Annotated in this window: 16 protein-coding genes; 3 read left to right on the forward strand and 13 right to left on the reverse strand. The window is 65.4% G+C overall.

Going from position 1 to position 21,662, the window contains the following annotated elements; genetic code table 11:
- Window positions 1-39 precede the first annotated feature (39 nt).
- Genes gmd through ACFOOQ_RS00350 form a run of 3 tightly spaced genes read left to right on the forward strand, consistent with a single transcriptional unit; the run spans window position 40 to window position 3,596 of the window.
- On the forward strand, window positions 40-1,101 hold the full coding sequence (gene gmd / locus ACFOOQ_RS00340; protein WP_379720057.1) for a GDP-mannose 4,6-dehydratase: 1,062 nt from the start codon (window positions 40-42) through the stop codon (window positions 1,099-1,101).
- A complete protein-coding gene (gene fcl, locus ACFOOQ_RS00345; protein WP_379720060.1) occupies window positions 1,094-2,071 on the forward strand; it encodes a GDP-L-fucose synthase in 978 nt (325 codons plus the stop codon). The genes gmd and fcl overlap by 8 nt, the downstream gene beginning before the upstream one ends.
- A 7-nt stretch (window positions 2,072-2,078) precedes the next feature.
- Window positions 2,079-3,596, forward strand: coding sequence for a lipopolysaccharide biosynthesis protein (locus tag ACFOOQ_RS00350; RefSeq protein ID WP_379720063.1), 1,518 nt, complete (start codon window positions 2,079-2,081; stop codon window positions 3,594-3,596).
- A gap of 4 nt (window positions 3,597-3,600) precedes the next feature.
- Here ACFOOQ_RS00350 and ACFOOQ_RS00355 read toward each other — a convergent pair whose 3' ends face one another.
- The 13 genes from ACFOOQ_RS00355 to ACFOOQ_RS00415 form a co-directional block, all read right to left on the reverse strand.
- Window positions 3,601-4,875, reverse strand: a complete 1,275-nt coding sequence (locus ACFOOQ_RS00355) for a glycosyl hydrolase family 28-related protein (protein WP_379720066.1) — start codon at window positions 4,873-4,875, stop codon at window positions 3,601-3,603.
- The gene (locus tag ACFOOQ_RS00360; RefSeq protein ID WP_379720069.1) at window positions 4,862-6,190 is read right to left on the reverse strand and encodes a hypothetical protein; all 1,329 of its coding nucleotides are present in this window, start codon (window positions 6,188-6,190) and stop codon (window positions 4,862-4,864) included. Before ACFOOQ_RS00360 ends, ACFOOQ_RS00355 begins: the two co-directional genes overlap by 14 nt.
- An 11-nt stretch (window positions 6,191-6,201) precedes the next feature.
- Window positions 6,202-7,431, reverse strand: a complete 1,230-nt coding sequence (locus ACFOOQ_RS00365; RefSeq protein WP_379725277.1) for a glycosyltransferase — start codon at window positions 7,429-7,431, stop codon at window positions 6,202-6,204.
- Complete coding sequence (locus tag ACFOOQ_RS00370; protein ID WP_379720072.1) at window positions 7,421-9,058, reverse strand: undecaprenyl-phosphate glucose phosphotransferase; 1,638 nt, start codon at window positions 9,056-9,058, stop codon at window positions 7,421-7,423. The genes ACFOOQ_RS00365 and ACFOOQ_RS00370 overlap by 11 nt, the downstream gene beginning before the upstream one ends.
- A 156-nt stretch (window positions 9,059-9,214) precedes the next feature.
- A complete protein-coding gene (locus ACFOOQ_RS00375) occupies window positions 9,215-11,644 on the reverse strand; it encodes a glycosyltransferase (RefSeq protein WP_379720075.1) in 2,430 nt (809 codons plus the stop codon).
- Between the two features lies 1 nt (window position 11,645).
- Window positions 11,646-13,949 (reverse strand): GumC family protein, encoded by a 2,304-nt coding sequence (locus tag ACFOOQ_RS00380; protein WP_379720078.1) that lies wholly within the window; start codon window positions 13,947-13,949, stop codon window positions 11,646-11,648.
- Entirely contained in the window at window positions 13,949-14,554 is a 606-nt protein-coding gene (locus tag ACFOOQ_RS00385) for a polysaccharide biosynthesis/export family protein (RefSeq protein WP_379720081.1), read from the reverse strand. The genes ACFOOQ_RS00380 and ACFOOQ_RS00385 overlap by 1 nt, the downstream gene beginning before the upstream one ends.
- A gap of 119 nt (window positions 14,555-14,673) precedes the next feature.
- Window positions 14,674-15,966, reverse strand: coding sequence for an outer membrane beta-barrel protein (locus ACFOOQ_RS00390; protein WP_379720084.1), 1,293 nt, complete (start codon window positions 15,964-15,966; stop codon window positions 14,674-14,676).
- A gap of 29 nt (window positions 15,967-15,995) precedes the next feature.
- Window positions 15,996-17,021 carry a UDP-glucose 4-epimerase GalE gene (galE, locus tag ACFOOQ_RS00395; protein ID WP_379720087.1) on the reverse strand — a complete coding sequence of 342 codons (1,026 nt, stop codon included), beginning with the start codon at window positions 17,019-17,021 and terminating at the stop codon, window positions 15,996-15,998.
- Window positions 17,008-18,471, reverse strand: a complete 1,464-nt coding sequence (locus ACFOOQ_RS00400; RefSeq protein ID WP_379720090.1) for a mannose-1-phosphate guanylyltransferase/mannose-6-phosphate isomerase — start codon at window positions 18,469-18,471, stop codon at window positions 17,008-17,010. Before ACFOOQ_RS00400 ends, galE begins: the two co-directional genes overlap by 14 nt.
- Before the next feature lie 89 nt (window positions 18,472-18,560).
- Window positions 18,561-19,997 carry a sensor histidine kinase gene (locus ACFOOQ_RS00405; RefSeq protein ID WP_379720093.1) on the reverse strand — a complete coding sequence of 479 codons (1,437 nt, stop codon included), beginning with the start codon at window positions 19,995-19,997 and terminating at the stop codon, window positions 18,561-18,563.
- A 64-nt stretch (window positions 19,998-20,061) separates the two neighbouring features.
- Entirely contained in the window at window positions 20,062-20,892 is an 831-nt protein-coding gene (locus tag ACFOOQ_RS00410; RefSeq protein ID WP_379720096.1) for a response regulator transcription factor, read from the reverse strand.
- Entirely contained in the window at window positions 20,828-21,292 is a 465-nt protein-coding gene (locus ACFOOQ_RS00415; protein ID WP_379720099.1) for a hypothetical protein, read from the reverse strand. Before ACFOOQ_RS00415 ends, ACFOOQ_RS00410 begins: the two co-directional genes overlap by 65 nt.
- Window positions 21,293-21,662: the final 370 nt, after the last annotated feature.

A 21,662-nucleotide genomic window follows, 5' to 3' on the forward strand; every position in this document is an offset into this window, starting at 1 on the left:
ACATCAGACCCAAAACACCCTGAAAACAAGGACCTCCCCATGACCGACAAAGTCGCGCTGATTACCGGGGCCACCGGACAGGATGGCGCCTACCTTGCCGAGATGCTGCTGGACCGCGGCTATACGGTGCATGGCATCAAGCGGCGCTCGTCCTCGATCAACACCCGGCGTGTCGACCATCTCTATCAGGATCGCCATGAATCCGACGTCCGCTTCTTCCTGCATTATGGCGACATGACCGATTCCACCTCGCTGATCCGCCTGATCGACACGGTGCAGCCAACCGAGATCTACAATCTGGCAGCGCAGAGCCATGTCCAGGTCAGCTTCGAGACCCCGGAATACACCGCCAACACCGACGCGCTCGGCACCCTGCGCCTGCTGGAGGCGATCCGCATCCTGCGCATGCAGGAGCGCGTCCGCTTTTACCAGGCCTCGACCTCCGAGCTGTTCGGCAAGGTCATGGAAACCCCGCAGCGCGAGACCACGCCCTTCTATCCGCGCAGTCCCTACGCCGTCGCCAAGCTGTATGCCTACTGGATCACGGTGAATTACCGCGAAGCCTATGGCATGCATGCGTCGAACGGCATCCTGTTCAACCATGAAAGCCCGATCCGCGGCGAGACCTTCGTCACCCGCAAGATCTCGCGTGCCGTCGCCGCCATCGAGCATGGCATGGAGAAATGCCTGTTTCTGGGCAACATCGACTCGAAGCGCGACTGGGGCCATGCCCGCGATTATGTCGAGGGCATGTGGATGATCCTGCAGCAGGAGCAGCCGGACGATTACGTTCTCGCCACCGGCGAGGTGCATTCGGTGCGGGAGTTCGTCGAACTCGCCTTCCGCCATATCGAGCGGCCGATCGCCTGGAAGGGCAAGGGCCTTGACGAGAAGGGCGTCTGCCAGCGCACCGGCGATACACTGGTCGCCATCGACCCGGCCTACTACCGGCCGACCGAGGTGGATTTCCTGCAGGGCAGCCCCGGCAAGGCGATCGACCGCATCGGCTGGCGCCACAAGACCACCTTCGAGGAACTGGTCGCCGAAATGGTCGCAGCCGACCGCCTGTCCATGCAGCAAAACGAGTTCCGCAATGCCTGAACGAAACCAGTATTCCCTGGCCGGCAAGCGCGTCTGGGTTGCCGGCCACCGTGGCCTGGTCGGCAGCGCGATCCAGCGGCGCCTGCAAAGCGAGAACTGCGAGGTAATGACGGCGCCGCGCCAGCGCCTCGACCTGCGCGATCCGGCGCAGGTCGACCTGTGGATGCGCGAGGTCCACCCCCATGCCGTCTTCGTCGCCGCGGCAAAAGTCGGCGGCATCCATGCCAACGACACTCGCCCGGGTGAATTCCTCTACGACAACCTGATGATCGAGGCGAATGTCATCGACGCGGCACGGCGGCACCGGGTCGAGAAGCTGGTCTTCCTCGGCTCGTCCTGCATCTATCCGCGCATGGCGCCGCAACCGATCCCCGAAACCGCCCTGCTGACCGGGCCACTCGAATCGACCAATCAGTGGTATGCCATCGCCAAGATCGCCGGCCTGATGCTCTGCCAGGCCTATCGCCGGCAACATGGCTGCGACTTCGTGTCGGTCATGCCGACCAATCTCTATGGACCGGGCGACAATTTCGACCTGCAGAACAGCCATGTGATCCCGGCCCTGCTGGCCAAATTCCACACCGCCAAGGTCAGCGGGTCGCCGACCGTCAGCGTCTGGGGCAGCGGCCGCGCCCAGCGGGAATTCCTGCATGTCGATGACGCAGCCGATGGCATCGTCTTCGCCATGAAGCAGTATTCCGACGAGCCGCCGATCAATCTCGGCACCGGACAGGAAATCCCGATTGCCGATCTGGCCGAACTGACCGGCGAGATCGTCGGCTACCGCGGACGCATCACCTTCGACACCAGTCGGCCCGACGGCACGCCGCGCAAGGTGGTCGACACCAGCCGGCTGCGCGGCCTCGGCTGGCAGGCCCGGATCAGCCTGCGCGACGGCCTGAAGGAAACCTATGCCTGGTATGCGGAAAACCATGACAGCGCCCGCCAGGGAGCACTGGCTCATCACTAGGTCGCCCGTGTCCGCCACCGCCGACGGCCTCGATACCAGCCACCTGCAGCGCGATCTCGGCCGCCGCTCCCTGCGCGGCGGCACGATCGCCTTTGCCAGCCAGCTGGTCCGCTTCGCCGCGCAGTTCGCGGCGACTGCCCTGCTTGCCCGCCTGCTGACGCCGGAAACCTTCGGCCTCGTCGCCATGGCCGGCTCCATCGCCATCATCCTCGACATGGTGAAGGAATTCGGCCTGTCGGCGGCCACCATCCAGCGCGAGGAGATCAGCCAGGCACAGGTCTCCACCCTGTTCTGGATCAACATCGCGATCAGCCTGGGTATCGCCGCGGCCCTGATGCTGGTCGCGCCGCTGCTGGCAGCTTTCTATGGCCAGCCGGAACTGACCGGCATCACCCGCTGGCTGGCCGCCGGCTTCATTGCCAGCGGCGCCACCGTGCAGCACTGGGCATTGCTGCGCCGGCAGATGCGGTTCGGCACCATCGCCCTGCTCGAGACCAGCGCCGAACTGACCGCCGCCGCCATCGCCATCGCGCTCGCCTGGCACGGCGCCGGCTACTGGGCGCTGGTGGTGCAGCGGCTGCTGGCGGCCGCCCTCATGCTGATCGGCAGCTGGCTGCTCTGCGCCTGGCGGCCCGGCTTTGCCGTCACCACGGCCGGCCTGCGCGACATGCTGGGCTTCGGTGCCTCGGTGACCGGCTTTGGCCTGATCAGCGTCGCCGCCCGTAGCGTCGACCAGATCCTGATCGGCTGGCTGTGGGGTCCCGTGACCCTCGGCCTTTACGAGCGGGCGGCCAAGCTGCTGCTGGTGCCGGTCAACAACCTCAATGCGCCGCTGTATGCCGTAGCGATGCCGGCGCTGAGCCGCCTGCAGGACCAGCCGATCCGCTATCGCAACGGCTTCCTACTGGTGTTCGAAAAATTCGCCATGGTGACGATGCCGGTGGCCGCCGGCGCCATTGCCACCGCCGACTGGATCGTGGTTCTGCTGTTCGGCCCGCACTGGGCTGCGGCGGCCGTCTATGTGGCCTGTTTCGCCGCCGCCGCCGCGGTGCTGCCGGTCACGCTGGCAGCCGCCCTGCTCTACCAGACCCAGAACCGTTCCGGCGAGATGCTGCGTGCCGGACTGGCCGATGCCGTGCTGGTCGTCGGCGCGATTGCCGCCGGCCTGCCTTTCGGCGCCACCGGAGTCGCCGTCGCCTATGCGGTGGCGGGTCCGCTGCTGCGCCTGCCGGCCGCCTTCTGGCTGGCCGGACGCAAAGGCCCGGTCAGCACGGCGGACCTCTTTGCCGGCATTGTGCCGGCCGCCGCTGCGGCCGTGGCCACGCCGGTGGCGATCTGGTGGCTGCGGCAGACCACAGCCTTCTCCGGGCTCGGGGCGTTTGCCGGACTGATGGTGGCGATGGCCGTCGGACTGATCGTCACCGCGACGGTCTATCTGGCGCTACCGCGCAGCCGGCGGGCCCTGACCACCGCCTGGCAGCTGATGCGCAGCCACGCCGTGGCCGGAGCCACCGGCCCGGGCTGACGCGTCACACGCCGACGGCGGCGCCGTCGTCGTCGCGTTGCGGTGGTGAATCCTTGATGCGCAGGCGGCCGCTGCGATCGACCCAGAGGTGGTAGTCGCCAAGGCGCAACTGGTTTTTGCTCTGCCAGCCGGCACCGCAGCGCAAGCCCCCACCGGCGCCGTCATTGCCCAGTTCGGTGCCTTCGAACCCGCCCTGATAACTGATCCTGCCGCTGCAACCGACCACTGTGGCTGTCGCCTTGCCGTCACCCCGCAGCCGCGCCAAGCCGGCCTGCCGGGCGCCGGCATCGCCACTGCCGGCGCAGCCGACCATCACCAGGCGGCCGGTGACATAGGCGTCGATCAGCCGCTGCTGCTTGAACATCGAATAGGCGGTGCAGCCGACCAGCGTGGCAAAACCCTGCAGCGAGATGCCGGCGCCGCCGCCGGCGAAGTCACGGGCGGCCTCATGGTTGTTCTCGAAACCGCAATGGGTCAGCAGGGTACAGCCGTTTTCCGCCTGCAGGCCGAACCGCCCGCTGAGCAGGAAATAGCAGCCGTGAAATCCGACGTCGTAGCAGCCCTGGATCATGGCCACGCCGTTCTTCGCATTCTCGCCGAACACGCAGCCCATGACATGCATGGCGGACAGGATACCGGCGCGGCGGCCGTGAGCGAAGGTGGCTCCGTTGCCGCCATTGTGCCGCAGGTAGCAGTTGATCAGCTGGCCCTCGAAGACGTTGCCTTCAAGATGACAGCCATCGCCGCCGCAGTTCTGCACAACGACATCGCGCAGGCAGAAATTATACAGGTAGTGTTCCTTGCTCTCGCAAAGGACCTCGATGCCGTGTCCGTCCTTGCCGTTGCCGAGAATATCGAGTCCCTCGATCAGCATGAAGCGCGCGGTGGCGGCACTGTCGATGCGCAGGACACTGACTTTACCCCGGATCTCCGATACCAGCCGGGCGCCATGGGCGATGATGCCGTGCTGGCGCGTCACCTCGCCGGTCAGCGTCACCTGCAGGCCCCGGGTGACCCGGTAATCCCCCGGCGGGATCGTCAGCAGCGCGCCGGCGCCACTGAAGGCCGCGGTCAGGGCGTTCTGCAGGGCCTGTGTGTCGTCGGCGCGGCCATCGCCCACTGCACCGAAATCGGTGGCCGACAAACGCATCCCCGGCCGCCCCGCCTCGCGCGGACTCGCGGCGGCCGGGGGTGCACCCAGCCAGCCGCCGGCCATCGCGCCGGCGCCGGCCAGCAGCAGGCTGCGCCGGCCCGGACCGGGCCGGTCAGGCGGCTGCATGGCGCACCCCCGGCAACGGCCGCCAGTAGGCCCGGCGTGCGGGCGCCGCCGGCGCGACCGGCTGGCGCCGCGCCAGGATGGTGAGGCCGGCCGATAGCAGCAGCACGGCCCAGGTTTTGGGACCGACGTAGGCCCCCGAGGCCTGGCCGAATACCGCCCAGGCGATCCAGCAGAAAGCGAGGCTGGGCGCGCCGAGCTGCCGCAGCCAGACCGACAGCGCCACGAAGATGACCGAGCCCCAGACCAGACCGAGATAGATCCAGTGCAGCCAGAAAAAATTGGTCAGCACGTCGGCGATGCGCGTGATCTTCCAGCCGGCGGAGAAATTCGCCGACTGCACATACACATTGAGTACCAGATCGGCGATGAAATCTGCTCCCGTCAGCCCGGCGCCGGCCCAGGGGTACTGCTCGATGACATGTCGCGCTACCAGGGCAGGCCCGATCACCCGGTAGAAGAAGCTCGGGTCATTGCCGGCCAGGATGAAGCTCAGGCGCTCGGAATAGACCGTCAGGCCGATGGTGACAAACACCACCAGCAGGATGGCCGACAGCATGATGACGGCGATGCGCCGTGTCGCGCTGCCGCGGCCAGCATCGACGAACAGATAATAGGCCACCAGCACCGGCAGGGACAGCAGCAGCGTCGGGCCGGGCATGGCGAGCAGGCCGGAGGCCAGCAGCACGGCAAACAGCGGCAGCTTCCAGCGGCTGGTCGAAACGATGAACCACGACAGGGTAAACAGCGTATAGGAAAAGGTGACAGCCGAGGGTTCCGAGGTGAACAGCTTGGGCCGCACCTTGCCGTAAAGCAGTCGGTCGCGCAGGTCGGCGTCATAGATGCCGGAATCGTAGATTGCGAGCCGCACCTGGTCGCTCAGCCGGTCGAGACCCGCATAGGTCTCAAGCAGGCAGCCGATCACGATGAAGAGCGAAAACCCGAGGAAGAACCGGGCGAGCTGGCGCCGCGTCGCCAGCAGGACGGTCAGCAGCATGGCGTAACCGATCACCAGCGAATAGACGAGCTGGACGAGGCCGGTGAATCGCTTGGGCAGATAGGTATAGTCCGGTGCCGACAATACGGCACCGACATAGAGCAGGATGATGCCGAACAGTCCGGCCAGATGCATCGGCTGCATCTGGTCGCGCCGGCGCCACAGCAACACCAGGCCGGCAAGCCCCGAAGGCGCCGAGGGCAACGGTATGGAGGGACTGATATGAATCGCCACCTCCAGATAGATACCGATGAAGAAGACTGCCAGCAGGATGAAATCGAAGGCCGCCAACCCTGGAGCCGCCGCTGCGCTGCGGGCCATCCCGGCGCGGGTCATAGCGCCCCGATGGCCGTCGCCAGCTGCGTCCCCCGGCTGGTCCAGTGAAAACTGTCGCGGCAGGCATCGTAGGCGCGATCGTGCAGGCGGTTGAGCTGCTCGAAATCGTCGATGACCTGCAGGGCGCCACGTGCCAGCGCAGCATAGTCCGGGTAGTAGAGGATGCTATCCTGATGCTGCAGGGGCACTCCGGCCACCGATCCGCTGAGCGCCAGGATCGGCATGCGATTAAAGATATAGTCCAATACCTTCAACTTGAAACCGCCGCCGAACCGTTCGACGACCAGAGCCACGCGCGCCTCGCGCATGAAATCGAGCACACCGTCCACCGTGCCGGTGAAGCGCGTGGCAGACACCCGCCCGCGCATGTAACGCAGGAAATCCTCGTCTGCGCTGCCGACGACCTGCAGCTCGGCGTTGTTGGCAGCGAACAACGGGTCGGCAACGGCAATAAACTGCTCGAGATTGATCCGCTTGGCGATCCAGTCGAAACTGCCAAGAATAATAGCCCGGCGCGGCTGCGCCTGCGTGATATGCCGCGTCACCGCTTTCTGGCCACTGTATCCTGGCGTCAGCACTTCCACCCGGCGGTCCGGCCGATCCGCCAGATACAGCATCCGGTCCTCGGGCGTGATCGCCGTGACCATGTCGACGGCATCGAGCATCCGGCTTTCGAGCCAGCCGGTCTTCAGGGCATCAAACCGCAGGACCTGGCGTTTGACAAAATTCGGATGGTTGCCGGCGATCTGTACCCGCAGGCTGCGTTCGTGGTTATGCGAAATATAGATCAGACGCGGGCGCGACGTCCGGTCGGGATAATGCCGCAGCACCAGCGGCAGCGCCCAGCCGACCGAAATACCGTCAAGGACAATGGCATCCCACTTTCTGGCGCCCAGACGCTCCTGCAGCCGGCGTCGCAGCTGCGGCGTCCAGGCACGGTCCGCGATGCCCGGCAGCACCGACAGCAGGCTGCGCCAGCTCGAGCGCCGCAGATTGTCGCTGAGCCACCAGCTCGCATTCGCCGCCGTGTTGCGGGTCGGCGGAATATCCCGCGACCGCGCCAGTCCCAGAATATCGATGTGGGCACCGGTTTCGATCATGGCGTCGATCAGTCCGCCGGAATAGATGAACTGCCCGTTATGGCGCGGCTCGGGGTCCGCCAAGGTCAGCCACAGATACTGTGCCGGGGCTTCATCCGTTTTCCGATTGGTCAGTTCAGTAAGCATTTTCACCGGTAAATCCGCTCGTCATGGTCCGCAGGATGATTTTGGCGTCCATCATGATGGACCAGTTGTCGATATAATAGAGGTCATGTCGTACGCGCTGTTCGATCTGCTCGACAGCAGCCGTCTCGCCGCGCCAGCCGGAGACCTGGGCCCAGCCGGTTATGCCGGGCTTCATGCGGTGGCGTTGGTCGTAATTCTCCACCGCCTCCTGATACAATAATCCACCAGCCTTGGCGGCAAGCGCATGCGGGCGCGGACCGACCACCGACATGTCGCCGCGCAGGACATTGAAGAATTGCGGCAGCTCGTCGAGGCTGGTCCGCCGCAGGATCCGGCCGATCCTGGTAACCCGCGGGTCATCGCGGCTGGTCTGCCGCTCGGCATTCTCGTCCCGCGCATGGTGATACATGGTGCGGAACTTGAACACCTCGATCAGGCGGTTGTTGTAGCCATGGCGCTTCTGCTTGAACAAGACCGGTCCCGGGCTGTCCAGCTTGATCAGCAGCGCGATCGTGGCCAGCACCGGCGCAATCAGGACCAGAACGAAAGCGGCAAACAGGCGATCCTCGACTTCCTTGGCGATGCCCCGCCAGTCGCGCAGCGGTCGCCGTTCGACCCAGAAGACGGGAACCCCGGCCAGCGTGTCGCCATCACCCGCCGCGATGTCCGGGCCGGAAGCCTGGAAGCCGTATTGGTCCAGGCACACGCCGATATCGATGGCCGCATTGCGCAGGCGATCCACCACGGCGGTAACGCGCCGGTCTGCCGCCAGCGGCAGGGCAACGATCACCCCGTCGATCCGCCCCTTCCGTGCCTCGTCGAGAAGATGATCGATATCGCCCTGGATGCGGTGACCCATGCAGTGGTCAGGCAGGCGCGACAGGCGTTCGTCATAAACGCCGACGACCCTGGAATCGTCGTGCTCGGTCAGCACGCTGAGCTTGCGCAGCAGGTGCTGGCCGATCGGTCCGGTACCGAATACCGCGATCCGTCGCTGCAGGCGGCCCGCGTGCCGCCAGCCATCGACGCGCGCGGCCAGGATCGCCCGGCTCACCAGCGGCATGAACAGGCCGATGGTCAGCCACAACAGCAGCCAGGTGGTATTTGCCGCCAGCGAGACGCCGCTGACGGCCATGGCCACAACAGTCACCCCGGTCGCCAGACACCAGGACAACGCCACCTGCATGATCGGCAACGAGGACCGCCGCAGAACGGCCGGCCGATATACGCCGGCGACATACAGGGTGTTAACAAACGCCAGCGCACCGAGCAGCGACACCAGAATGTAATACTCCGCAGGCTTCGGCAGATCAGGACCGACCAGCTGCAGCGTGATGATGCCGGTCAGCAATGCCATGGCGGCATCGCCGAAACACAGCAGGCCACCCACCACCCGCATCGATACGGGTGGCGACGATGGCGCCAGTGCCCGGCCCGCATCGCCGGCCGGTGCCGCCTCACGTGCAGCGATGTCCCGAGCCGTGATATCGTGGGCGATGGCATCGCGCACAGCGGATGTCGGGAAATGCCGGATTTCACCCCGTCCCACCACCTGCCGCGCCATTCCCTGGGCCCTGGGGGCGGGAGTCTTGCGGGACTGCGGAACGCGGAGCAATTCCATCGTCATCGTGCATCTCCGTGGCGGCGGTGTTCCCCCTTGCCTGGCCACCGGAATCGCCGGCTGGCCCCGCGCGAAGGAACTCTATCCGCCTACCGGTGTGCCATATCGATGCGGCTCAGTCGTGTGACCAAGCTGGGGCGTGTGACCAAGCTGGGGCAGCTGTCAGGCGGCGGCCGCACTGCGAAAAATGCCGTCGGCAAATGCGGCTGGCGTATGCGCAGCGACGAAATCTGCCATGCGCGCGGCATCGGCGAAACGCGCCGGACCTTCCTGCACCATGCGGGTAATTGCCGCCGCGAGGCGCGTCGCATCCGTGGTGTCGACTGTCAGGCCGAGGCCGTGATCGGCTGTCAGCCTGCCCACCAGTCCATAATCCTGCGCCAGCAGCGGCCGCCCCCGGCTGGCCGCCCACAGCAGGACGCCGCTGGACCCGACGAACCTCTGGTAGGGCGCCAGCACGACATCGCAGCGATCGACGAGAGCATCGATCTCTCCGCTGGACAGATGCCGGTTCTTTGTGTGGAGCCACAGGTCCGGTCGCGCACGGCCGATCTCGGCGATGCGGCGGGAAACGTCTTCGGCAATCTCGGTGGCCACCTTGCCGGCGATGATAACCGCCGTCCGCGCCGCGATATCGGGCGGCAGCAGCAGCAGGGCATCAAGCAGCCGCAGGATTCCCTTGCGCGCGGTCAGGACGCCGAAAATGAGAAAGGTAACCCGTTCCGGCGAGGACTCCGGCAGCGTCGCCGCGTCGGAAGCCACCGAAGCCGCATAGGCCGGATCCGGCAGCGCGACGACTTTTTCTCCGCCGGCATAGGCCTGCGCCGCATAATCGGGAAAGAACGGGTCGAGCGTCAGCACCGTCCGCAAGTCGCGATTCCGCAACATCCGCGGATAGAGCAGCGACTTGCGCCAGTCGCGCAGCCGCTCCTGCCAGGTCGGCTGATGGTCGGGGAATTCCGCATAATGCACGGAGGGCCGGAACAGGATGCCGCCGACCGTGTGGCCGCCCATGCCGAGGCCCAGCGCCAGCGGCAGCGACAGGTGATCCAGCGACAGGAAATAGCCGATATCAGGTGCCACGCGCGCAAGATAGCGCCGCATGGTCCACCAGCGGGCAAAGCCGCTGACCGCCAGGCGTCGGTGCGTGCACAGGCGGTACTCCCGCGGTTGCAGCGTGATGACATGCACCCGCCGGCCAAGCTGGTCGGGAATATCCTGCAAAGCCGTCTTTGCCAATCCCGGGGCCAGCACCAGCCAGATGTCGTCCACGGTCGTCTGTTCGAGGGCGTGATTGAGCAGATGCTGGATCCATTCGCGCGGGTGGCCGTCCTCGTCCGGCTCGAAGACCAGCAGGCTGCGGCTGCGGCCGGCGATCTCGCCTTCACGGGACAGGTCGGCGAGCCACCCGGCGAATCGCGCCAGCAGTTTTGATTTTGCATGAACCTGCTCGACGTAATGCCGACCGTTCGCCGCCAGTGCGCGGCACAGCTCCGGGTCGTCGACCAGCCGGCCGGCGGCTGCCGCCAGCGCGGCCGTGTCATGCGGCGGCACGCAGAGAAACCCGCCGGATTCGCGGCGCATCAGGTCCAGCGTGCTGCCCGGCTGGGCCGTGGCCACGAAGGTACGGCCAGCCGCCATGATGCCGAAGACCTTCGAGGGCACGGCGAAATCGGCGCCTTCGGGATTCTGCGGCACCAGATGGACGGTACCCTGGCCAAGGCCGGCCGCCAGTTGCTCTCTCGGCAGCAGCGGTTCGACCTGCAGATTGGACAGGCCCTTCGCTTCCGCTTCCGCCAGCAGACCGGCGCGCCCCGATCCGGCGCCGCGCACCAGGACCGTGATATCCGGCCGGCTCTGCTGCAGCGTCTCTGCCAGTGCCACCACCTGCCCCAGTCCCTGCTTGCGTCCCAGATTGCCGCTGTACAGCAGCGTCGCGGGGCCGGCGAAGGGCGGCAGCGGGCGGATGGCCTCGGTATCGACCCAGATCGGCAGCACCTCGATCGGCACACGCACACCCAGGGCCCGCAACTTCGCCCGCATGGCAGCAGTCAACACGACGACAAGATCGGTGCGATTGAGGACAAGCCGTTCACAGAACCGCATGACACGCAGCAGCAAGCCGCTGCGCACCATGCCGAGGCCGCCGGCCAGGCCCGACTGGATGTCGTGCACCAGCGCAACATGGCGGCCGCCCCGGCGCGTCGCCGCAATGCCGAGCAGGACCGTCAGGATCGACGGGCACAGCGACACGACCAGCTCTTCCCGCCGCGCATGCCGGGCCAGCAGCGCCCGCAGCCCCGACAGTAGGAAACCCAGCTCGCCGGCGATGCGGCCGCGCACGCTACGGCTGGTGCGGCTGCCGCTGCGCAGCCGGGTGACGGAAACCCCGTTGCGGGTCTCATGATATGGCGGCGCCGCGTTGAAGCCGGCAAAGGCCGCCGGGTCCGGATAATGCGGCAGGCCGGTCAGCACCCGCACCTCGCCGCCGGCCGTCACCAGCCATTCCGCGATATCGACGCAATAGGGCGCCGAGCCGATCTCCTCCGGCCAGTAGTTCTGGGTGACGATCAGCACGGGGTCTGCGGACACGTCAGTTCCATTCGGCTGCCTTGGCCAGCATCGGTCGTTCGTATTCGTAGATCAGGTGGCCGGCCGCATATTTGCGATAGCCCTTGGGATCGACCCGCGTCATGACAACACCGGCGATGTCGGCATGCACGTCGACCAGGTCTTTCAGGGCCTCCATGGCGACATCCCGCCGGGTATGTCCCCAGCGGATCACATAGGCCACCTTCTCGACCATGCGCGACAGGGTGAGGATTTCCGCGCCGACCAGGACCGGCGCGCTGTCGAGCAGGATCAGGTCGTAGCGCTGGGACAGCGCATCCAGCAGCAGCCGCATGCGATCGGATGTCAGATACCGCATCGCCTGGGCGGTAAACTGACCGGCCGGCAGAATGTCGACGCCGGACAGGGTGTCGGAGACGATATGCGGCTCGACGCCGATATCTTCATCGGTCAGCAGGTCGGCCAGGCCGGTGCGATTGCCGCAGCGGAACAGCCGGTGCAGCCGCGGATTGCGCCAGTCGCAGTCGATCAGCAGCACGCGCCGGCCGTGGCTCGCCAGCATGCGGCCGAGGGAACTGACCAGCACCGACTTGCCCTCTTCCGGCACCGCCGAAGCGAACAGGACCGTCTTCGGCGAATGGGTGGCTTCCGACATTTCCAACCCGATATTCAGCTTCCGCAGCGCTTCGCTGTAGGGCGAGATCGGCCGTCGCAGCACATGGGCGATCGGCGTGATGCGCCCGGTCAGCACCGGCACCATGGCCAGCACCGGCAGCCCGGTGGCAGCCTCGATCTGATCGCCACGGCGGAAACTCGAATCGATGCTGTCCTTCAGCAGGGCGATGGCCATGCCGAGCAGCAGACCGCCGACGGCGCCGAGAAACACGATCAGCGTCTTCGGCGGATACCCCGGGCGTGCCGGCGGCGATGCCACCGAGATCAGCTTGGCATTCGGCCGCTGCAACTGGTCCTGGCCGATCGATTCCTTGGCCCGACTCATCATCTGCTCGAGCAGGTTGCGGTCCACCGTCGCCTCGCGCTCCAGTGCCGAGAGTTCGATGGATTTCTCGTTCACGCCGCCGGTCTGCTTCTTGAGTGCCTCGAAATTCTGTCGCAACGCCTCATAGCGTGCCTGGGCGGTGCGGGCCTCGTGACGCAGCCCGTCCACCGTGCGGGAAATCTCCAGCCGGATCTTGCGGCGGATATCCTCGACTTCGGCGCGCGCCCGCACGATCCGCGGATGCTGCGGACCATAGCTGCCGGACAGATCGGCCAGCCGCCCGGCCGCCGTCGCCTCCTGTTGTTTCAGCGACTGGATCAGCGGCGATTGCAGGACCACCGGGATACTGTCGCCCTGGATGCCGGTCTTGCTCAGCGCCTGCGCCTCGCCCAGCCGGGATTCGGCCTCGGCCTTGGCCGTCTGCGCCGAAATCAGCTGGGTGTTCAGCTCGGTCAGCTGTTGCGTGGTGACGCCCACGCTGGCGCCCTTGTACAGTCCGTAGCGCTGGCGGTATTCCTCCACGGCGCGGTCGGCCTTGTCGGCCTGGGCCCGCAACTCGGTGATCCGGTTGACGAGGAAGGTTTCCGCCTCGTCATTCGCCGCGACCTTGTCCTGTTTCTGCTGCGCCAGATAGCGATCCGCGAAAGCGTTGGCCAACGCCGCCGCCTTGTCGGATTCGGCGGCCCGCATCTTGATGCTCAGCACATGCGACCGGCCGAGCACCGAGACGTCGAGGCGCGAGAGCAGTGCGTCGACGACGGCATCACGGGCATTGCCGCCATGGGGCACCGGCGCCGCCGGCGCTGCCGCGCTATCGTCTTTCCGCAGTTCCGCCGGAAGCTTCTCGCGCACGCCACTGATCAGGCGGTCGGCGCTGGCGAGCAGGCGGCTCCAGAACGATGGCGGCGCCAGGGTCGGATTGAACTCCGGATCCTGCATCAGGCGCTGACTGTCGACCACCTGACCGGCCACCGCGCGGGACTGCACGACATAGGCCTCGTTTTGAATCTGGTCGGCATCCGGATTGAGGTCGGCAAGAACGGATTCGATATTGAGAACGCGCAGGGCCGGCACGCCGACCACGACGCGGGCCTCGGCGATGTAATAGGACGGCATCGCGCGCACGGCGACGATTGCCGCAATGGCGCAGGCCACAAGGCAGCCCATGACCAGCAGCCGGTGACGCCACAGCCGGCGGAACAGATCGACGAATTCCGGCTGCTCGGGCGGCGGCGGCGCGGCGTAATACGGTGGCGGCTCCGGTGCCCGCAGGGCCGGGCCGGTACGCAGCGGGCCGACGGCGGCGAAACGATCGGGAACAGCCATCAGAAATACCGCTCGCGTACGGTGATCACGTCACCCGGCAGGACCGGCGCATTGGCCGAAGCCGTCAGGCGCTTGCGGTCGCCCGGGCTGGCGCGGCGGGTGATGTAGAAATCGTCCTCGCGGGCGCGGTAGGTATAACCACCGGCCAGGGCAACGGCATTGATCACCGTCATGCCCGCAACATAGGGGTAGCTGCCGGGCGCGCGAACTTCGCCGACGATATAGAACGGCCGGTAGGTGAGGATTTCGGCACTGACGCTGGGATCGCGCAGATATTGCGGCTGCAGCTTGTCGACCAGTGTCGTCTGCAATTGCGATGCGGTCAGGCCGCCGGCATGAATCTCGCCGACCAGCGGAAAGGCCAGCATGCCGCCGCCATCGACCGTGTATTCGCCGGTCAGATCGGGCTGACCGAAAACCGTGATGCGGACATGATCGCCGGCACCCAGCTTGTAGGCATCGGCGGCAGAGGCGACCGGCGGGGCATCAGATGGCTCCGCCGGGGCGCCGCAGCCCTGCAGCAGGAAGCCGGCCACGGCCAGAACCGTGAACAGGCCAAGGCATCGACGCAGCGTCCGGAAAATTCGATCCTGGATACGAGGCATGGCAGCGCCCCTCCTGAGTTGCGCTGTCGCCCCGGGGCGACAGCTCTCAGGCGTCTTGTATCAAGATCGGTCAGATCGGGGTGTGACCAAACAATGGCCTCTGAATGCGGCTGCGTGGCTCAGAGATGGCTGCTCAGCCGCAGAAAAACCACATTCTCGCTGAAGTCGGAATTGGCGGCATCCGAGTTGCGCGTCCGGTAACCATAGCCTGCGGACAGCGAGAAATTCCGGTTCAGCAGGTACTTGGCCCCGAGAGTGCCGGTGTAGTAGCGGTCGTTGCGGCCGATGCCTTCGAAGTCGTCGTCTTCATAACCGACCGATGCATTCAGCAGCAGATTGCGCAGCAGTTCGTGATCCGCACGCAGATTGGCCACGGTGGCGAAATAACCGGAGGCGTTGGCCAGCGTGGTTTCCTCGATCTCGCGCGACAGCGTGCCGGTGATCGTGGTCAGGCGCGTCACATTCCAGGTCAGCTTGCCTTTGCTGGTCCAGCCGCCGATCGAGTCGAGACGCGCGTCATCGTAATTCTGCTCGCGATAACCGGCATAGATATCGACGATGATGACACCATCGATGTCATAGCTGGTCCCCAGCGCCATCAGATAACCGTCGGAGTCGCGGGCAAAGCCGCCGGAATCCAGCGTATTGTCGTAACGGCGGTTGTTCGCCGCGCCGAGCGCATAGATCTGCCGGTGCGGAGCGAATTCATAGCCGCTGCGCAATGACAGCTCGCTCTGGTCGCGGTCGCGGCCGGACTGGCTGATGGTGGTGCCGTTGGCAGCAGCGACGTCCTGATAGACGTATCGTTCGGCTTTGCCATCCAGGCGCATGACCAGGCGGTTGAAGGTTTTCTCGACCGCCGCATTGACCGAGGCGACGCTGTATTCCGTCGGCTCGACGCCACCCTGGTTGTCCGGCGAGGACCGTGGCTCGTGACGCACCTGATACCCGGCGCCGCCGAACAACTGCAGGTCGCGCAGCACATCGAGGCGGCCATCGGTCGCGAGGGTATAGTCGTTGTAGTTTTCCGAATCATGCGTCGTGTAGCGCACGATGGTGCTGTCGGCGTGCAGATTAAGGGCATGACTGCCCCAGTCCGACCGCAGGTCAACCTTCGGCGACACCGCCGTGATGAAGTCGCTGGCCGGGTTGTTCTGCGTCGCGTAGATATTGCTGTTGAAACTTTCGGCGACGGTCAGGTCGGGCAGCAGCAGGAAGCCGCCCAGCCGCACGCCCGGCGGGTCGTAGTCGGGCCGCGGCCGCTCGGCGACCGTGGCGCCGCGGGGCACTTCATCGGGCGGCAATTCGCGTGTTGTGCTCTGCGCCGAGGCGGCGCCTGACGTTCCGATCAGGCCGGCAATCGCCGCCGTCAGATACAGTTTCGGGAGGAGCCCCCGGATGGAAACGGCCATCTGCATCCTCACAAGCCAAAAAAACACATTTATTCATTACTATAGGCTTGCTTCCGATGCAAAATGCTTTGATGCCAGCGCCAGGCCGAGGCCACGATGGTCTCAAGGTCCGATACCGCCGGCTGCCAGCCCAGCACACGCCTGGCGCGTGTAGCGTCCGCCAGCAGGATCGCCGGGTCGCCCGGCCGGCGCTGCTCGATCCGGGTCGGGATTTTCCGGCCGGTCACCTGCCCGGCTGTTGCCAGAACCTCGCGCACGGTCGCCCCCTGGCCATGGCCGAGATTGAAGGCATGGGCGCCCACGGCCTGCTGCAGGTATTGCAGCGCCAGCACATGGGCATCGGCCAGGTCGCAGACATGGACATAATCGCGCAGGCAGGTACCGTCCCGGGTCGGATAATCCGCCCCGTAGATTGACAGGGCCGCACGCTCGCCGGCTGCCACCTCCAGGATCAGCGGCACAAGGTGAGTCTCGATATGATGGGCCTCGCCGATGTCGCCGCAAGAACTCGCGCCGGCGGCATTGAAATACCGCAGCGACACCGAATGCAGGCCATAGGCGCGGGCATAGTCGCGCAGGATCGTTTCGACCATCCGTTTGCTGTCGCCATAGGGGCTGACCGGCAGTTGCGGATGCTGTTCGGAGATCGGGCTGACCTCCGGTTCGCCATAGACGGCGGCGCTGGACGAAAAGACGATGCGCTCGATGCCGTTGCGGCGCATGGCATCGAGCAGGCAGAGCGTGCCGGCCACGTTATGGGCGTAATACAGCGCCGGATCGCGCACCGATTCGCTTGAGATGATCAGGCCGGCCAGATGGATGACCGCGACCGGACGGTAGCGGCGCATCACCTCGTCCAGACGTGCCGGATCCTGCAGGTCGCCGCCTTCGAGCGGCCCCCAGCGCACCGCCCAGGCATGACCTGACATCAGGTTATCGTAGGTAACCGGCAGATAGCCGGCCTCGGCGACCGCCTTGCAGACATGACTGCCGATATAACCTGCCCCGCCGGCGATCAGCAGGGCCGGACGGTCCTCCTCCTCAAAGGCGGCCATAACTGTCCGCCAGACGCACGATATCGTCTTCGCCGAGATAGGAGCCGGACTGGACCTCGATCAGGTGCAGCGGCAGCTTGCCGGGATTGCCGAGCCGGTGTGCGGCACCGATCGGGATGTAGACGGACTCGTTTTCGCGCACCAGCATGCTCTCGCCGTCGCGCTCGACCATGGCCGTGCCGTGTACGACCACCCAATGCTCCGAACGATGGAAATGCTTCTGCAGGCTGAGCTTCTCGCCCGGCTTGACGGTCAGGCGCTTGACCTGGAAGCGCTCCCCGGTATCGACGGACATGTAAGAACCCCAGGGGCGGTTGGTCTTGCGGTGACCGAGCGATTCCTGGCGGTTGCGCTGCTTCAGGGCCTCGACGATCTGCCCGACCTCGCCGACCCGGTCGGCGGCGGCAACCAATACCGCATCATCGGTATTCACCACCACCACATTATCGAGACCAATGACCGCCAGCAGCTTGCCGTCGGCCCGCAGGTAGGAGTTGCTGACATCATGGGCGATCACATCGCCGGAAATGACATTGCCTTCGGCATCGGCGTCGCCGACCTCGTGCAGGGCCTGCCATGACCCGAGATCATTCCATGCCATGTCAACGGGGATGACCGCAGCCTGAGCGGTATGCTCCATGACGGCCCGGTCGATCGACAGGGCCGGCGCATTCGCGAATGTGCCGCGGTCAAGGCGGAAGAATCCAAGATCCTCCTGCCCGCGCTCCACGGCCTGCTCGCAGGCCTCCAGCATGGCCGGATGCAGCTGGCCCACCTGATCGAGATAATGGCTGGCCGACATCAGGAAGATGCCGCTGTTCCACAGGAAGGCGCCGCTGTCCAGGTAGCGGGCCGCGGTTTCTGCATCCGGCTTCTCGACGAACCGGTCGACATGGCGGACATGGTCGGCCCCTTCAAGGACCGGGCCGATCTTGATATAGCCATAGCCGGTTTCCGGGCGCGTCGGCTTGATGCCGAACGTGACCAGCCGCCCGGCATCGGCCGGCGACAGGCCGGCCTGCACGGCCATATGCAGTGCTTCCACCGCGCCGATGGCATGATCGGCTGGCTGCACCAGCATCATCGCCCCGGGTTCGCGGCGGTTCAGCAACAGGGCCGCCGCCGTCAGCGCCGGTCCGGTGTTGCGGCCGACCGGCTCGAGAATGATCTGCTGCGCGGAAACACCGACCTGCTGAAGCTGTTCCTCGATCATGAAGCGATGATCTTCGTTGCAGACGATGATCGGTTCGGCATATCCGGCATCGGACAGGTTGCGCAGGACCGTCTCCTGCAGCAGCGTGTGCTCGGAGGTCAGCGGCAGCAGCTGCTTCGGGTAGGACGCCCGCGACAGCGGCCACAGGCGCGTGCCTGAGCCGCCAGCCAGAATGACGGGATGAATGCGAAAGCTGGTCTGCTCCAGCAGCCGGCTGGTATCCGTCACGGCATTCATTGTCGACCTCGCTGTCATATGTGCAACGATCCGACTATCTTCGGGCCACGCCGTATCGGCCAGTGATCTTCCTGTGTCTGCAGACTCAACTATCCTGCAAGAGGCAGCTTGATGCGCATGCTGAGGCCGCCGCTGATGCGGTTGATCGCTTCTATGCTGCCGCCCAGGGCCTCGACATTCCGGCGCACGATCCACAGGCCGAGGCCGGCATGAGCGGCGCCTTCACCGGACTCGCGATCGCGCCGCGGCCGCAGCGAAAAATAGCGATCGAACACATGCTCCAGTTTTTCCTGCGCGATGCCCGGCCCTTCGTCATCCACATGCAGGTGCACCCAGCCGTTGTCGCGGAACAGGTAGACTGAAATGCCGCTGCCTGCCGGCGAAAAGCTGATCGCATTCGACAGGATATTTTCGAATGCAATATCGATGACACCGGCACCGGACCAAACGAGTGCGTTTTCCTCAAGCACCCGGATCAGGCGGATATTGCGGTCGCCCAGCGTTTCGCGATAACGATACAGGATATCACCGACCACATCGGTTACGTTGACCGCCATGCGCGGCGCATCGATCATGTCCGCCGTATCGTGATCCAGCCGTTGCGCGGCATTCACCATGGCATACAACCGGCGTACCGACGCATCGACCAGCCGGATGGCCCGCTGGCCCCGCGGATTTTCCGCCGCCACCATATTCCGGATCGGTTCCATGGCCGACTGGATCGTGCTGATCGGGCCCTTGAAGGAATGGGCGTTGTCTTCGGCGGTCTGGCGGATGTCATGGGCCACCCGGCGCAGGTCGCGCACCAGATAATCGAAATCGACTGCCACACTGGTCAGTTCGGGGACCACGGCCCGGTTGGCGAACGGCCGGGCCCGACCGCGGCCCTGGCGGATTTCGCGGGCGACGCGGCGGAAATGATGCAGGCTGCGCCACACGCTGACCGCGACCAGGGTCGCCAGCAGGGCAAAGGCCAGATAGATGGCCGCGGCAATCCGTACCTCGCGGGTCTGCCAGTACGACCGTCCGATCGAGATATTCAGGAATTCGGTGGCCGGATGCGACGAGACCAGCACCCAGCAGCCCCAGCGGGACTGGATCGGCAGCACTGCGGTCAGGATTTCCTCATGCCCGTCCGGCTGCCGGTAGCGCAGGTCGAGCGGCGTATTCCATTCGCAGCTGTCGGCCAGCTGTCGCAGCACGCCGTGCTCGGCCAGGCTCTGGAGTTCCGCCCCGACCCCGTTGGCGGCCACTTCCGGCGCCGATGCGATATAGTAGAAGCTGCCGCCGGCCGCCGTGCCGGCCGGGCGGAACATCAGCTTGAGAAACGTGCGGCCGTCGTTGAATCGCGCCAGCATCTGATTCATCGCCTTGTGCGGCAGACCATCCGGGCGATCAAGCAAGGGGGTCAGCGCCTGGGCGATCAGCCAGCTGCGCTGCTGGATGCCGCGACTGACCAGTTCCCGGCGCTGGGTGTCGGCACTTTCGAACTGCCCGTACAGGACGATCGGCAGCGCGATGAACACCCCGATCAGCAGGACCAGCTTGAGCGTCAGCGAATGCGCCAGCCGGCGGACAAGCCGAAGGCGCCTACGCCATGGACGTTTCGCTCCGCCATCTGTAGCCGAAGGCCAGGAAGTTTTCGATTTCGGAGAAGTCCGGATCAATGGCGCGGAACTTGTTGCGAATTCTCTTGATGGAAGAGCGGACATTGGTTCGGTATCCATTCTCTCCGTCTCCGGCTATGAAACCCGCATGATGCACGCAGTCATAAATCGCCCGGTAGGTGACATACTCGTCGACATTCTGCACCAACAGCCGAATGATGTTGAATTCGACCACGGTCAGATTCAGGTCCTGGTCCCGCCACACGGCGCGGCTGACTTTCGGCCGCAGCACGAGTTCGCCGCAAGCGATCGTTTCCTCATGCCGCTCCGCCGGCGGCAGCTTGCCTGCTTCGCAGATCAGGCGAATCCGTTTTGCCAGGATGGCGGCGCCGCGCGACTTGTTGACGAAATCCATCGCGCCGCCATCAAGGGCGGCATTCTCGTAGGCCGCCGCCGGCATGCCGGTCAGGAAGACGACGGGGACGGCAATGCCGCGCCTACGCGCCTGGCCGAGCAGATCGAGGCCCGAGGTACCCGGCAGGCGCCAGTCCAGCACTACCACGTCGCTGCTGTTGCCGGCCGCAAAATAGTCCAGCATCGACGGCCCGTCGGGCAGGCCGGTAACGTGGAACCCGAGGTCTTCCAGCTCGGCGCCGATCGCCTCGCGGAAGTCGTCGTCGTCGTCGACCAGCACGATGCGCAGGGCATCGCCCGCTTCCGACGATATCAGGTGCTGCGGCGGCGCAGCACTATCGGTGCGCCCAGGAGCGAAGCCTGGCGGTACATTGGCGTTTGCTCTGATCAGTGCCGTCATCTCCGTTTACCTCATAGCTGAGTGAGTGAAGCGTGTTGGTGTGAACATCGGGATAGAGCGAAATATCAAGGGTGCAGCGACCGTAGCGATAGCGCCAAACCTCGGCCGGCGGCTCCTGCTCCTGCTCGGCAGGCGAGCCGAGCATGCCGCGCAGCTGGTCGGCATTCAGGCCGACCAGTATGGGATCGCCGGCATTGTCGGACGGTGACCGGCCGGCAGGCCCGAGCGAGGCTGTGGCTGCGGTGCGGGGGGATTTTTCCGGGGCTGTCGGCGTGGCCGCTCTGCTGCCGGACTGCGGTGGCAGCCGGAAGTCGGCACCCAGCGGCCAGCGGCGTGAATCGCAGGCCGAGAGTGTTGCCAGGCAGGCGCACAGCACCATCCATGTACCGGCCCCTTTCATGATGCTCCCTGTTCGCGGTTTTATCGGGGTCTCAAAATCAACTGCCGCGTCTGGCACAATAGTCACACGAACGCGGCGCCTGACGACGCTACGCCTCCTCTTCGCGTTTCCCCCTGATTATGGAATCACTCCGTCAGCCATATGACCGGCCGGAGCGGGCTTGTCCGCCGCAATAAGGCGGATAACGAACGCCAGTCCGCAGATGCCTCCAGTCGCGAAGCCGCGGGACTCTTGTTCGCACCTGCAAAATATGAACAGGCATTTGCGGCGGTTCAAGGGCACAAAGACATGCCGGTGGCCGAACCACAGAATAGTCACATGCAAATCGATTCTTTGTCATACCGGCCAGTGGATCGGGCCGGACACGCCT

This window comes from Ferrovibrio xuzhouensis, from assembly GCF_042648965.1.
GTDB lineage: Bacteria > Pseudomonadota > Alphaproteobacteria > Ferrovibrionales > Ferrovibrionaceae > Ferrovibrio > Ferrovibrio xuzhouensis.